This is a genomic window from Paractinoplanes pyxinae, from assembly GCF_026626335.1.
GTDB lineage: Bacteria > Actinomycetota > Actinomycetes > Mycobacteriales > Micromonosporaceae > Actinoplanes > Actinoplanes pyxinae.
This window is the reverse complement of the sequence record NZ_JAPNTZ010000001.1, coordinates 839,901-852,646: the sequence shown is the minus strand read 5'-3', so window position 1 is coordinate 852,646 and position 12,746 is coordinate 839,901. Positions and strand designations below refer to the sequence as shown.

The 12,746-nt window shown below is 70.5% G+C and carries 12 protein-coding genes; 3 read left to right on the top strand and 9 right to left on the bottom strand.

Annotated features, from left to right (window positions below; genetic code table 11):
• Position 1 precedes the first annotated feature (1 nt).
• On the bottom strand, positions 2-1,507 hold the full coding sequence (locus OWR29_RS03685) for a flotillin family protein (protein ID WP_267560896.1): 1,506 nt from the start codon (positions 1,505-1,507) through the stop codon (positions 2-4).
• On the bottom strand, positions 1,508-2,101 hold the full coding sequence (locus OWR29_RS03680; protein WP_267561181.1) for an NfeD family protein: 594 nt from the start codon (positions 2,099-2,101) through the stop codon (positions 1,508-1,510).
• A 62-nt stretch (positions 2,102-2,163) separates the two neighbouring features.
• On the opposite strand from OWR29_RS03680, the gene OWR29_RS03675 reads away from it, so the two are divergent.
• A complete protein-coding gene (locus tag OWR29_RS03675) occupies positions 2,164-3,567 on the top strand; it encodes a phenylacetate--CoA ligase family protein (RefSeq protein ID WP_267560895.1) in 1,404 nt (467 codons plus the stop codon).
• Here the strand turns inward: OWR29_RS03675 and OWR29_RS03670 are convergent.
• Positions 3,537-4,226 (bottom strand): class F sortase, encoded by a 690-nt coding sequence (locus OWR29_RS03670; protein WP_267560894.1) that lies wholly within the window; start codon positions 4,224-4,226, stop codon positions 3,537-3,539. The two genes, OWR29_RS03675 and OWR29_RS03670, sit on opposite strands and share 31 nt — an antisense overlap.
• Positions 4,223-4,879 carry a DUF4142 domain-containing protein gene (locus tag OWR29_RS03665; RefSeq protein WP_267560893.1) on the bottom strand — a complete coding sequence of 219 codons (657 nt, stop codon included), beginning with the start codon at positions 4,877-4,879 and terminating at the stop codon, positions 4,223-4,225. Before OWR29_RS03665 ends, OWR29_RS03670 begins: the two co-directional genes overlap by 4 nt.
• Positions 4,880-5,057: 178 nt before the next feature.
• Here OWR29_RS03665 and OWR29_RS03660 point away from each other — a divergent pair, with 178 nt between their 5' ends.
• A complete protein-coding gene (locus tag OWR29_RS03660) occupies positions 5,058-7,370 on the top strand; it encodes a glycoside hydrolase family 9 protein (RefSeq protein WP_438872547.1) in 2,313 nt (770 codons plus the stop codon).
• 74 nt (positions 7,371-7,444) lie between these two features.
• Here the strand turns inward: OWR29_RS03660 and OWR29_RS03655 are convergent, their stop codons facing one another.
• A complete protein-coding gene (locus tag OWR29_RS03655; RefSeq protein ID WP_267560891.1) occupies positions 7,445-7,693 on the bottom strand; it encodes a hypothetical protein in 249 nt (82 codons plus the stop codon).
• Positions 7,687-7,902: a hypothetical protein gene (locus OWR29_RS03650; protein WP_267560890.1), complete on the bottom strand. Its 216-nt coding sequence runs from the start codon at positions 7,900-7,902 to the stop codon at positions 7,687-7,689. Before OWR29_RS03650 ends, OWR29_RS03655 begins: the two co-directional genes overlap by 7 nt.
• A 115-nt stretch (positions 7,903-8,017) precedes the next feature.
• On the opposite strand from OWR29_RS03650, the gene OWR29_RS03645 reads away from it, so the two are divergent.
• Positions 8,018-8,269, top strand: coding sequence for a hypothetical protein (locus tag OWR29_RS03645; protein WP_267560889.1), 252 nt, complete (start codon positions 8,018-8,020; stop codon positions 8,267-8,269).
• Positions 8,270-8,347: 78 nt separating this feature from the next.
• Here the strand turns inward: OWR29_RS03645 and OWR29_RS03640 are convergent, their stop codons facing one another.
• From OWR29_RS03640 to OWR29_RS03630, 3 genes are all read right to left on the bottom strand, one after another.
• Positions 8,348-9,079: a Type 1 glutamine amidotransferase-like domain-containing protein gene (locus OWR29_RS03640; protein ID WP_267560888.1), complete on the bottom strand. Its 732-nt coding sequence runs from the start codon at positions 9,077-9,079 to the stop codon at positions 8,348-8,350.
• Positions 9,079-9,675 carry a dihydrofolate reductase family protein gene (locus OWR29_RS03635; RefSeq protein WP_267560887.1) on the bottom strand — a complete coding sequence of 199 codons (597 nt, stop codon included), beginning with the start codon at positions 9,673-9,675 and terminating at the stop codon, positions 9,079-9,081. Before OWR29_RS03635 ends, OWR29_RS03640 begins: the two co-directional genes overlap by 1 nt.
• Positions 9,676-9,759: 84 nt before the next feature.
• Complete coding sequence (locus OWR29_RS03630) at positions 9,760-12,609, bottom strand: tetratricopeptide repeat protein (RefSeq protein WP_267560886.1); 2,850 nt, start codon at positions 12,607-12,609, stop codon at positions 9,760-9,762.
• Positions 12,610-12,746: the final 137 nt, after the last annotated feature.

Below are 12,746 nucleotides of genomic sequence, written 5' to 3'. Positions count from 1 at the left end.
GTCAGTGCTCCTTTTCGATCTCGGGCGTCGTGCCGTTCATGGCCTTGGCCGCGCCCAGCCTGCTGAGCAGGGCCGACAGGTCGATGCCGGTCAGGTCGGTGCCCAGCTGCAGGCCCTGAGCCACATTGCTGGCCACCGACTTGGTCAGCGACGAGGCGCCGTCGGTCGAGATGACGGTCATCTTGTCGATCGAGCCCATCGGGGCCGCGGCCGCCTCGACGACCTGCGGCAGCACCCGGACCAGCAGGTCGAGCACGGCCGCCTCGCCGTACGCGGCGAACGCCTCGGCCTTGCGGGCCATGGCCTCGGCCTCGGCGCCACCGCGGGCCAGGATGGCCGCGGCCTCGGCGGCACCTTCGCGCTCGATGGCCTCGGCGATCGCGGAACGGCGGCGCTGCTCCGCCTCACCCTCCTTGGCGCCCTCGATCGCGTTGGCCTCGGCCAGCGCGGCCCGGCGGGCCCGCTCGCCCTCACCGGTCAGGCGAGCCTGCTCGGCGCTGGCCTGCGCGGCCGCGATGGTGGCCTGCCGCTGCGCGTCGGCGCCGAGCACGGCCGCGGCGCGGGCCGCTTCCGCCTCCTGCTCGACCTTGTAGCGCTGGGCGTCGGCCGGCTTGCGCACCTCGGTGTCGAGCTGACGCTGCTTGAGCTCGGCGTTCTGCTCGGCCACCTTCTGCTGCTCGGCCAGGATGGCCTGGTCGCGCTCGGCCTGCGCGAGGGGGCCGGCCGCGGCCGACTTCGCCTTGGCCGCGTCGATCTCGGCCTGGATGCCGGCCTGCTTGAGCGACAGGTTGCGCTGCGCCTCGGCGATGGCCTCCTCGGCCAGCAGGCGCTCCTGCTCGGCCTGCTGCCGGGCCCGGGCCTCGGCGATGGCCGCGTCCTTGAGCACGCGGGCCGCCTCGGGCCGGCCCAGGTCCTGCAGGTACGAGCCCTCGGCCACGATGTCCTGCAGCTGGAACGCGTCGAGCACCAGACCCTGGTTGGTCATGGAGTGCTCGGCCTCCTCGGCCACCGCGCTGGCGAACGCGGCCCGGTCGCGGATGATCTCTTCGACCGTGAGCCGGCCGACGATCGAGCGCAGGGCGCCGGCCAGCACCTCGCGGGTGAACTCCTCGATCTCGGCCTGCTGGTGCAGGAAGCGCTGGGCGGCGGCCCGGATCGCGCCCTCGTTGCCGCCGACCTTGACGATCGCGACGCCGTGCAGCTCCGCTCGGATGCCCTGCTTGGACACGGCGCCCCGGATGCTGACGTCGATGCGGCGGCTGGACAGGTCGAGCGACTGCAGCTTCTGAACGACCGGCAGCACGAACACCGAGGCGCCCATGACGACCTTCTGGCCGGACAGGTCGGTGCTGCTGGTGCCGTCGGCCGACTGGGTGGTGCGGCCCTTGCGGCCGGTGATGATGAACGCCTCGTTCGGGCCGGCCACCTTGATGCGGGACAGCACGAACAGGACGATGAGCAGGATCAGGAGGACGGCACCGCCGATGGCGATGAGCAGAGGCGACATCTATACCTTTCCAGGGTGAGGGGTCTCGTCGACCCGGAGGGTTTCCTCGACAACGACACTCGTGTCGGACGGCGCCTCGATCACGAAGACCTGCGCCCCGAGGGGAATCGCGTGTTGCGAACGGGCGTACAGCTTGATTGGCTGGCCGCCGAGCAGGATGCGCACTTCGCCGAAACCCGTTCCGGCCGGTACGGCGGTGACGATCACGCCGAGGCTGCCGACCAGGTCCTGGCGGGTGGGGGTGGCGTCGGTACGCATGGTGCGCGCGGCCCGGGAGAGGCGGAAGGCCAGCCAGCCGGTGGGCACCGCGGCGGCCAGCCCGACGACGGAGGCGAGCGCGATGGCGCCCGGCGAATCGGCCCCCAGCAGTTCGGCCGCGATGGCTCCGGCGAAACCGAACGCACCCAGGAAACCGGCCACGACTTCCAGCGAGACCGGCCCGTCGCCGAAGTGCAGGAAGCTCATCAGCTCGCCGCCCAGCAGGGCGAGCGCGAGCACGACCACACCGACGGCGCCGAGCACCAGGAAAACCACGGTCGCCGTAGCCATTGGCCTGCCTTTCCCCGCCCGAACGCCGAGGTCAGGGTAGAGCATCGACACCACAAGGAGTTCACAGTCCCTTGACAGTCCGTGCTCAGAAAAAGAACGTGGCTCCTATGAACGGGAAATCACCGCTGTCGGTGCTCAGGCTCTTCCAGGACGCGGCCGAGTGGGTGCCCGCGTACGCGCGTTTTCTGCGCTCCGAGGGCGTCAAGGCCGTCGCGGTGCGCGACCCGTCCGAGATACCGCTGATGACGAAGGCCAACTATCACCAGCAATATCCGCTGCCCGATCGCTGCCGGGCCGGGCGGCTGGAAGCGGCGGCCGTCGTGGCCCTCTCGTCCGGCTCGTCGGGCCGGCCCACGGTCTGGCCGCGCTCCATCAACGACGAGGAGGCGGTCACCGCCCGGTTCGAGCAGATCTTCCACGAGGGCTTCCAGATCGGCGACCGCAGCACGCTGGCCGTGGTCTGCTTCGCGCTGGGCAACTGGGTCGGCGGCATGTACACCGTCGCCGCCTGCCGTCAGCTCTCCGTGATCGGCTATCCGGTCACGGTGGCCGCGCCGGGCAACGACATCGGCGAGATCCTGCGCGTGATCGGCGAGTTGGGCGACTCGTTCGAGCAGGTCGTGCTGCTGGGCTATCCGCCCTTCGTCAAGAACGTCATCGATGCCGGGCTCAGCCGGGGCGTCGATTGGCCCTCGTACGATGTGAAGCTCGTGCTGGCGGGCGAGGTGTTCAGCGAGCAGTGGCGCAGCCTGGTGGCCGAGCGGGCGGGCGTGGCCGACCCGGTCAGCGGCATCGCGTCGCTCTACGGCACGGCCGACGCCGGGGTGCTGGGCAACGAGACCCCGCTCAGCGTCCGGATCCGCCGCTTCCTGGCCGAGCGGCCCGACATCGCCACTCCTCTGTTCGGCGACGCCCGGCTGCCCACCCTGGTGCAGTACGACCCGTCGACCCGCCTGTTCGAGACGGCGCCCGACGGCACCCTGGTGTTCAGCGCCGACGGCCTGGTGCCGCTGGTCCGCTATCACATCGCGGACGAGGGTGGTGTCCTGCCGTACGAGAAGCTTCTGGGTCTCTGCCGCGAGCACGGTTTCGAGCCGGGCGACGGTCCGCGGCTGCCATTCGTCTACGTCTTCGGGCGATCGCTGTTCACGGTGTCGTTCTTCGGCGCCAACATCTATCCCGAGAACGTCACCGTCGGCCTGGAGCGCCCGGCGGTCAGCGGCTGGACGACGGGCCGGTTCGTTCTGCGTACGGTCGAGGACGCCGACATCGACGGCCGTCTTCAGGTCGTGGTCGAACTGGCCGCCGGGGCCGAACCCACCGAGGAGAGGCGCCGCCTGGCCGCAGAGTCGATCCGCGACGAGCTGCTGCGGCTCAACAGCGAGTTCGCGCACTACGTGCCGGCGGCGTACCAGCTCCCGCAGATCGAGTTGCGGGCCGCCGACGACCCGGAGTTCTTCCCGCGCGGGGTCAAGCACCGCTACACGCGGGACGACACCGGCTCGGCGTAGACGATGACGTTGTGGCTGTAGACGCCGTCGTGGAAGGAGCCGCCGCAGGTCACCAAGGCCAGGCGGGGCGCGGTGTTCGCGGCGAACAGCTCCTTGGGCAGGCGCTGCTTCGGATAGCTGCGGCGGGCCACGGCCTTGTAGGCGACGACGCGGTCGCCGGCGCGCACCTGGATCGTCGCGCCCAGCTTCAGATTCTCGAGGCGGAACAGGGCGCCGGGGCCGTCCTCGGCGGTGTCCACGTGGCCGGCGATCACCACCGTGCCACGCGGGGAGCCGGGGGTCGCCGAGCCGATCCACCAGCCGAGCCGGGCGCCGTCGTCCGGAACGTTCAGCGAACGGTCGGCCCGGACGCCGACGGCCTGCACGGGGGCGTCCACTTTCAACTGGCCGATTGCGACGCGGGTCGGGGTGGCCCAGGCCGGCGGCGTTGGCGCCTTCTGGGTGGGCTTCTTTTCGTTGCGCGCCTTTGCGGTGGGCGCGGGCTTGCCGCTGGGCGTCACTGACTGGGGCGCGGCCACGGCGACCGGCAGCGCGCCGGCGTCCTCCGGCGGTTGTCCGCTGTGGATGGCCAGGGCCACGCCGGCGGCCAGCGCCGACAGGCCGGCGGCAAGTGCCGCCCAGCCTGCCGCGCGCCGGCCACCGGACAGTGGTTCGGTCATGCCCGGACGAACAGACGCCGCCGGAACAGCACAGCACCCGCCACCAGCAGCAGCACGCCGAGGCTCAGCAGCGCCACGACCGGCGTGGTGAAGGTCCGGCTGGCGGCCTCGCCGCCGGTGCCGGTGCCGATCCCGGCCGGGACGCCGACCGCGCGGGCGGCGTCGTTCAGCAGCTCGTGGTGCGAGGCGATGACCGGCGCCGCCGCCTGAGCGTTCTTCTTGGCCGCGGCGTCGGAGCCCTGCGAGATCTCCTTCTGGCCGTTGGCCATGGCCTTCATGTGCGCGTCCATCTGCGTCGAGACGAACAGGGCGTCGAAGTCGTCGCCCGAAGCCTGCTGGTACTTCGCGGCGAGCGCCTGCTGCTCCTCGTTGGGAGCCCCGGGCAGGTCGACGTCGAGTTGCGAGGCCGTCTGCCGCACGGCGGCGTCCAGCTTGGTGTGGTCGGCCACGAACCGGGCGCCGAGATCCTTGACGTCCTGGCTGTCGCCCTTCTGCTGGGCCAGCTTGCCGCCGGCGATCTCGGCCAGGTTCGACTGGTGCGCGGCCCGCAGGTAGGCCGCGTCCTGGTCGGACGGCGCCGCCTGGGCCGCGGTGGCGGGAACCAGGAACATTCCGGCCAGACCCAGGGCAAGCGCTGCTTTTCTGATCAACATGGGACAGATCCTCTCGATGGGAGCGAGAGCCGGGTACCCGGCCCTCGGAGGACCATTCCTCTTCGACGCGAAAATCGACGCAACTTTATGTTGAGCGTTGATCGATTGCCTTCCCGTTTCGGCTCTGGACGTTGGGAGCGCTCCCATGTAACGATGATGCTCTATACCGGAGGTGCCCGTGAAACTGCGCGCCGTGTTGGCCGTCCTCGTCCTCGGTCTGGTTGGTCTCGCGGCGCCCGCCGGCGCCGCCGCCGCGCCCGCCTACAGCTACGGCGAAGCGCTGCAGAAGTCGCTGTTCTTCTACGAGGCTCAGGTGTCGGGCAAGAAGCCGGCCTGGAACCGGGTCTCGTGGCGGGGCGACTCGGCGATGCGCGACGGCTCGGACGTGGGCCTCGACCTGACCGGCGGCTGGTACGACGCGGGCGACCACGTGAAGTTCGGGCTGCCCATGGCGTTCACCACCACGATGCTGGCCTGGGGCGCGATCGAGAACCGGTCCGCGTACGCCGATTCGGGGCAGCTGACGCACCTGCTGAACAACCTGCGCGTGCCCAACGACTACTTCATCAAGGCGCACCCGTCGGCCAACGTCCTCTACGGCCAGGTCGGCAAGGGCGACGACGACCACAAGTGGTGGGGGCCGGCCGAGGTTCTGCCGATGGCGCGTCCGGCGTACAAGATCGACGCCTCGTGCGGCGGAACGGAACTGGCGGCGGAAACGGCGGCCGCCATGGCCGCGAGCTCCCTGGTTTTCCGCGCGACCGATCCGACGTACGCGGAAACGCTTTTGACCCATGCCAAGCAGCTCTATGCGTTCGCCGACAATGTGCGGAAGAGCTATCACGAGTGCATCACCGACGCGACGGCGTTCTACAAGTCGTGGAGCGGTTATGCCGACGAATTGGTGTGGGGTGCGATCTGGCTGCACCGGGCGACCGGGGACGCCTCCTATCTGGCGAAGGCCGAGGCCGGATACGACGCGCAGGGCAACGAGAACCAGACCAATACCAAGATGTACAAGTGGACGATCTCGTGGGACAACAAGCAGTACGGCAATTACGTGCTGCTGGCCAAGCTGACCGGCAAGCAGAAGTACGTGGACGACGCCAACCGGTGGCTCGACTGGTTCACCGTGGGGGTCAACGGCGAGAAGGTACGCACGTCGCCCGGCGGAATGGTCGTGGTCGACACGTGGGGAGCACTGCGGTACGCGGCCAACACAGCGTTCGTGGCGTTGGTTTACAGCGACGGGCTCACTGACGCGGCACGGAAACAGCGGTATCACGACTTCGCGGTCAAGCAGATCGACTACGCGCTGGGAGCCAATCCGCGCAACAGCAGCTATGTGATCGGGTTCGGAGCCAATGCGCCGAAGAACCCGCATCACCGGACGGCGCACGGGTCGTGGTGGGACAGCCAGCAGGTGCCTGAGCAAACGCGGCATGTGCTTTATGGAGCGCTGGTGGGTGGCCCGTCGGCGCCGGACGACAAATACACCGACAGCCGCGGCGACTACGTCATGAACGAGGTGGCGACCGACTACAACGCCGGATTCACGTCGGCGCTGGCCCGGCTGTACGGCGAATACGGTGGCGCCCCGGCGGCCGGATTCCCGGTGGCGGAGAGGCCGGACATTCCCGAGCTCTCGGTCGAGACGACGGTCATGCAGAACGAGACCCGGTCGACCGGGATCAAGGCGGTCGTCTACAACAAGTCGGCGTTCCCGGCGCGGGCGTTGACGGCGGGCAAGTTCCGCTACTACTTCACGCGTGACGGGGACGCCGCCCTGACGGTGTCGTCGCCGTACACGCAGGGCTGCCCGGGCCCGACGGCGGCCAAGCAGTACTCGGGCGACATCTGGTACGTCGAGGTGGACTGCACGGGCTACACGATCGCGCCGGCCGGTCAGTCCGCGCACCGCATGGAGGTCCAGCTCAAGATCGGCGTGGTCGAGGGCGGCACCTGGACCCCGGCCAACGACCCGTCCTACCAGGCGGCCGCCGGCCCCAACCAGGGCGTGACGCTGTACGACGGCGCGACCCGCGTGTGGGGCTCGGAGCCCGGCACGGTGACCCCTCCCCCGACGCCGACCACGCCGACGCCGACCCCGACCACGCCCTCACCGAGCCCATCCACTCCGACGCATCCGACAGACTCGCCGTCGCCCACACCCACGCAGCCGGCGGGATGCCGGGTCGCCTACTCCACCAACGACTGGAGCAGCGGCTTCACCGGGACGGTAACCGTGACCAACGGCCCGACCGCGCTGAACGGCTGGACGCTGACCTTCCCGTTCACGGCGGGCCAGCGCGTCACCCAGGCCTGGTCGGCGACGGTGACGCAGTCGGGCACGCAGGTCACCGCGACCAACACGGCTTGGAACGGCAGCCTGGCCCCGGGCGCGACGGTGAGCTTCGGCTTCAACGCCACCCACACCGGCAGCAACCCACGTCCGACGGCGTTCGCCCTGAACGGCACCGCCTGCAGCTAACAGCCCTACGTGGACCAGCGCGGCGGCCCGGCACAGGCCGCCGCGCACCCCCCACCACGCCGCTCACACCCCGATTAGCCGCGCGCTTCCTGAGCTGCGGTGAGCAGGGCGGTGGCCTGGTTGTGCAGGCGGTTGCGGTCGACCGGCTCCCAGTGCAGTTCGCCGCTGATGTCCGCGCCGACCTTCAGCTCGGGGAAGTAGCCGCTCGGCCACACGACCAGGTATTCCGGGCCGCCGGCGTGCTCCCGGCCGAGCATCACGTCGAGGTCGATCAGCATGTCGGGGCTCCAGAAACCGGGCACCGGCCTGTCGTCCTTCAGCACCGGGAAGTCCTTCTCGTACCGGCCGGCGGATCTGCCGGAAGCCAGCGAGCGAAGGCCGCGACGTGCTCCGCGCCGCCGCTGATCGGCACCCGCCCGACCATGAAGCCGTCGTACCACCACTGCCCGTCGGGCTCGCGGGCGATCGTGAGCCACTCCGTCGTGCCGGGACCGTAATGGTCGTGCGGCCACGCCAGCTCGAACGACGTCATGGACGAGATTGTCGCCGACCGGCGATGTGGCGCCGGGCCGGGCGCTTCGGTCAATTTTCGGGGCGCCTTGGTTTTCTGGGACGCACTGACAACCGAAGCAGAGTCGGGAGTGAGCATGCGAACCAGAACCATCATCGGACTTGCCGTCGCGGGTGGCGCGGCGGCCGTCGCGGTCGGCGTCGGCGGAACCGCCCTGGCCGCCGGACCCGAGCGGGCCGAGCCGGCCGTCCAGGTCACCGTCGACAACGGTGGAGCGGCCACGCCGGGCGCGGGCACCGGATCCGGCTCGGCGACGCAGTGGGACTGCCCCGAGAAGAACGGATCCACCGGCGAGGGCACCTCCGGCGCGGCCGACCAGGCGCTCTGACCGCGTAGCGCGGCCTCAGGCAGGCCGGTGGGTCCGCACCGCCCTAGCGGATCCACCGGCCGCGGCGCGCGTCGAGTTCTATCCCGTCACGGGCTGGAACAGTTTCCACTGGCCCTCGGAGACGACCTCGGCGACACCGTCGACAACCTTGATGGCGGTCTCGTCGTCGATCGCGTAGGTCGGCGCCGGGATGTGGGCGGCCCACTTCTCGGCGTTGGGCAGCGAGGCGTCCGGGTGGTGAGGATTCTCGAGGTGCGGGATCACGGCGAAGTCGACCAGTCCCGCGCCCTGACCGGTGACCAGCAGGCGGTCGACGTCGCCCTCGGGCGTGGAGAACGAGACGTGCCGCCCTTCCATGTCGCGGGGCGGTTCGGTGTAGGTCTCGACGAAGGTGGCTGAGGCCGCGATGCTTCCCGCGCTCACCCCGACGTACACGGCCTCGGACCGCAAGCTCGGCAGCAGGGCGGTCAACCCGGAGCGTCGCATCCATTCGGCGAGGAACAACGGGTCGCCGCCCCAGAAGAGAAGAGCGTCGGCGGCGCGGACACCGGGCACCCAGGCTTCCTCCTCGATGTTCGGCAGCACCGTCAATTCGAGGATTCCCAGCGACTTCCACCCCAGGCCGCTCAGCGGCGACGTGCCCTGACCGGTGAGCGCCCGGTAGGCCATGCCTGGCCCGCCCGGGAACGGATAGATGGCGGTGGGCACTATTAACGCGTCGGCCTCGGCGATCGGCTTGCCCAGCAGGTCGACCAGTGCCTTCTCGATGCTGGAGTTTTTGATGCCGGACGAAGTGAGCAGTGCTTTCATCAGCGGACAACCTCGTAGGTGATGTGGGTGACCAGGGAAGCGCCGCGCGACGAGACCTGCCGCAGCTTGCCGGCCGGGACGCCGTCGAACAGCCGCTCGCCGGCGCCGATGATCACCGGCGCGACGTGCAGCCGCAGCTCGTCGATCAGACCGGCCGCCAGGTACTGATTGGTGGTGGCCGCACCGCCGGCGATCGCGATGGTGCCGTCCCCGGTCGCCTCCACCGCCTGCTTCAAGGCCGCCTCGATGCCCCCGGTGACGAAGTGGAACGTCGTGCCACCCTGCATGGGCAGATCGTCCCGCTCGTGATGGGTCAGGACGAAAACCGGTTTTTGGTACGGCGGATCCTGCCCCCACCAGCCCGTCCAATCCCGATCCCAGTCACCACGGCCCGGCCCGAACATGTTGCGGCCCATGATGAACGCGTCGGCGGCGGTGATCCCGGCCAGTTCGGCGGCATTCTCGTCGGGCGTCTCGAACATCCACTTGTGCAGTTCGTCGACCGGCCCGTCGCCGAACGGCTTCTCCAGCGCCTGGTTGACGCCCGCGGCGTACCCGTCGACAGACACGGAAAGGTCGGCCGTGACGTACGGCATGACTGCCTCCTCGATAACCGGTTGCCACATGCAACTGGTGAGCACCCTAAGCCCACCGATTGCGTCCTGCAAGCGGTTCGCCGCTCAGGGCGGTGAAGTGCCGAGCTCGTCGTACAGGGCGCGGGCGCGGTCGGCGTGGACGGGGAGGTCGAGGGCGCGGGCCAGGCCGGCATGGGCGCGGGCCTGCTGGTCGCGGAGGCCGGTCTCTTCGGCCAGGGCCAGCGCTGTCGTGTAGTGACCGGCGGCCTCGGACAGGAGCGCGGCAGCCTCGGACGGGCGCGCGGCGGCCTCGGACGGGCCGGCGGCGGCCTCAGAAGGGCCGGCGGCAGCTAGCGCGGCCTCGCCCAGGCCGTTGTGGGCCCACGTCTCGCCGTCGCGGTCGCCCGCCTGATGGAACCGGGCGAGCGCCTGTTCCAGCAGGTCGGTGGCCGATTCGGTGCGGCCCAGCAGGGTGTGGGCCGCGCCCAGGCCGTACAGGGCCCAGGCTTCGCCCGACTCGTTGCCCAGGGCCCGGAAAAGCGTGAGCGACCGCTCGTGGTGGATGGCGGCAACCTCGGGCCGGCCCCGAGCCGTTTCGACTGAGCCCAGGTTGTCCAGGGCCTGCGCCTCGCCCGTACGGTCGCCCAAGCCTTGCGACAGCGAGACAGCCGACGACAGGTGGCCGGCCGCGGAGTCGTACCGGCCCAGCCTTTCCTCCACCGTGCCGAGGTTGCCCAGCGCGCGGGCCTCGCCGGCCGGGTCGCCCGCGTCGCGGAACGTCCGCATGGCCCCGGCGTAGTAGTCGGCGGCCGACGCGTAGCGAGCCAGCCGGGCGTCCACATTGCCCAGGTTGGCCAGCGCCCGGGCCTGCCCGAGCAGGTCACCGGCCTGCAGGAACAGCTCCAACGCCCGGCGCAGGTACTCCCCCGCCTCCTCGTAGCGACCGAGCCGGCTGTGCGTCGTGCCGAACCCGAGCACGGCCTGCGCCTGAGCCGCCGGGTCCTCCAGCGCTTCGGCCGCGGCCTGGGCGTGACCGTGAATGGTGAGCGCGTCGCTGTAGTGGCCCCCGTCCAGGTAGCGGAACAGCGTCGCCGACAACCGCAGCGTGTGCTCCGGCCATCCCACCATCGCAGCGACTGCGGTCAACTCGGCCCGTTCCGCGTCAAGCCAGGCCCGCGCCTGTTCGGGTTCATCCAGCCTGGGCTGCGGGTGCGCGATCTCCGGAACCTTGGGGCGGCGTTGCTTCTCAGCCGGATGCAAGGTGTCCATGGCCACGCCGGCGGTAGCGACGTAGTAGTCGATCAGGCGAGTGCGGGCGGCCCGCCGCTCCGACGGGCTGTCCTCATCCGCGCCAACCTCGAGGGCATACGCGTGCACCAGATCATGAAAGCCAAAGCGACCCTCGCGCGGCTCCCGAAGGAGGTGATCCTCAACAAGCCGCCGCAACTGCAAAGCGACGTCATCGAGGCCGGCCCCGTCCAGAACGGAGGCAGAGGCCGGGGCAGGCGCCGACCCCGGCGCGGACGCAGATCCCGGTGCGGACGCAGATCCCGGCGCGGACGCCCGCGTGGGCCCCGGCGCGGACGCGGGCCCCGAAGCCGACGCGAGCCCTGGCGCATTCGCGGACCCCGGCGCAGAAGCTGAGGTCAGGCCGGAAGCCGACGCCGGCCCGGACGCCGAGGCTCGGGCGGAAGCCGAGGAGAGGCCGGAAGAGGAAGCCGGCGCTGAAGCGAGGGTCGGGATGGAGGGTGCTGAGGCGGAGGCCAGGGCGGAAGCGGCGTACGCGTCGAAGTCCTGACCTGGGTGCAGCGCGAGCAGGCGCAGCAGCCGTTGGCGGTCGGGGGGCAGGCCCTGGTAGGACAGGCGTAGCGCCAGCTCGACGCCGGTTTCTAGGCGGCGGTCGCGGTGCTTCTGGTCTAGGCGGTCGGCGTGGTCGTGCAGCGTCCAGCCGGGCCGGGCGCGCATGTGACTCGAGACCAGGCCGAGCGCGAGAGGCAGATGACCGCAGTGCTCGGCGATCCGGGCCAGCGCGCCCGCGTCCCCTTCGGCGTCGCGGGAGAGCGACCTCGTGGTCAAGCGACCGGCACTGTTGGAGGTCGGGCGTTCGGCGTGGGTCAGGAAGGCGCGCGCCTCGTCGGGGGTGAACACGTCGACGGTAATGCGGGTGGCGGCGCCCAGATCGGCGAGGCTGCGCCGGCTGGTGACGAGCGTGCGGCAGAGCGGCGAGTCGGACAGCAGCGGCCGCACCTGCTGCTCGCCGGCGGCGTTGTCGAGCACGATCAGCGCACGCTGCCCAGCAAGCTGCTCACGGAAGGCAGCCGAGCGCGCCGTCAGCTCGTACGGAATCTGCCGGGCAGGCACGCCGAGCAGCTGCAGGAAGCTGTCGAGCACGGCGGACGGGTCGGCCGGCGGCTGCGCGGGATCGATGTGGAAACCGCGCAGATCGACGAACAGAATTTGCTCGTACGGGTGATCGGCGCTCAACAGATGGGCCGCGCGCACGGCCAGCTGCGTTTTGCCGACGCCGGCCATGCCCTCGATGGTGGTGACGCCGCCCGGTTCGCGCCGCAGCAGCGCCAGCTCGGCTTCGCGGCCGGTGAACTCCTGCAGGTCTGCGGGTAGGACTTCCTGCGTACGCACCTGGGCCGCCGCCCGCGCCTCCCCGGTGACCACGCGCAGTGCCTGCCGCCACTGGGCGACGTATCCGCGCTCGCCCCACAACGCCCGCACGACGGCGATGAACAGGTCGTTGTCGACGCGCCGCCGCCCGAGCCGGAAGCAGTCACTGACCGTCGCCCGCCGAGCCGGCCGCTCCGCGTTCACCCGTTCCGTGATCGCCTCGTACGACGGGTTGCCGGACCAAATTTTCAGCGCACGCAGCAGCCCCACGAGGTCGTCCAGGCTCCGGGCCGGCCCAGGGTCCGGCAGCGCGGCAAGGTCGTTCGGCGAGGTCATGGACCACCCGGTCTGCGTGACGGTCGGTGTCTGCTCACCGGTCTACTGGGGATCACACCGAAGCGGCAACATGAATGACGCCATAGCGACTACAAGTGCCCGAACTACCTCGATCATGCCCCCGTCCGGGCGCGAGG

Coding starts and splice junctions, on each gene's coding strand:
- OWR29_RS03665 (WP_267560893.1), bottom strand. CDS start 4,879: ATGTTGATCAGAAAAGCAGCGCTTGCCCTGGGTCTGGCCGGAATGTTC.
- OWR29_RS03630 (WP_267560886.1), bottom strand. CDS start 12,609: ATGACCTCGCCGAACGACCTTGCCGCGCTGCCGGACCCTGGGCCGGCC.
- OWR29_RS03670 (WP_267560894.1), bottom strand. CDS start 4,226: ATGACCGAACCACTGTCCGGTGGCCGGCGCGCGGCAGGCTGGGCGGCA.
- OWR29_RS03645 (WP_267560889.1), top strand. CDS start 8,018: ATGCGAACCAGAACCATCATCGGACTTGCCGTCGCGGGTGGCGCGGCG.
- OWR29_RS03650 (WP_267560890.1), bottom strand. CDS start 7,902: ATGACGTCGTTCGAGCTGGCGTGGCCGCACGACCATTACGGTCCCGGC.
- OWR29_RS03640 (WP_267560888.1), bottom strand. CDS start 9,079: ATGAAAGCACTGCTCACTTCGTCCGGCATCAAAAACTCCAGCATCGAG.
- OWR29_RS03675 (WP_267560895.1), top strand. CDS start 2,164: ATGAACGGGAAATCACCGCTGTCGGTGCTCAGGCTCTTCCAGGACGCG.
- OWR29_RS03685 (WP_267560896.1), bottom strand. CDS start 1,507: ATGTCGCCTCTGCTCATCGCCATCGGCGGTGCCGTCCTCCTGATCCTG.
- OWR29_RS03680 (WP_267561181.1), bottom strand. CDS start 2,101: ATGCTCTACCCTGACCTCGGCGTTCGGGCGGGGAAAGGCAGGCCAATG.
- OWR29_RS03635 (WP_267560887.1), bottom strand. CDS start 9,675: ATGCCGTACGTCACGGCCGACCTTTCCGTGTCTGTCGACGGGTACGCC.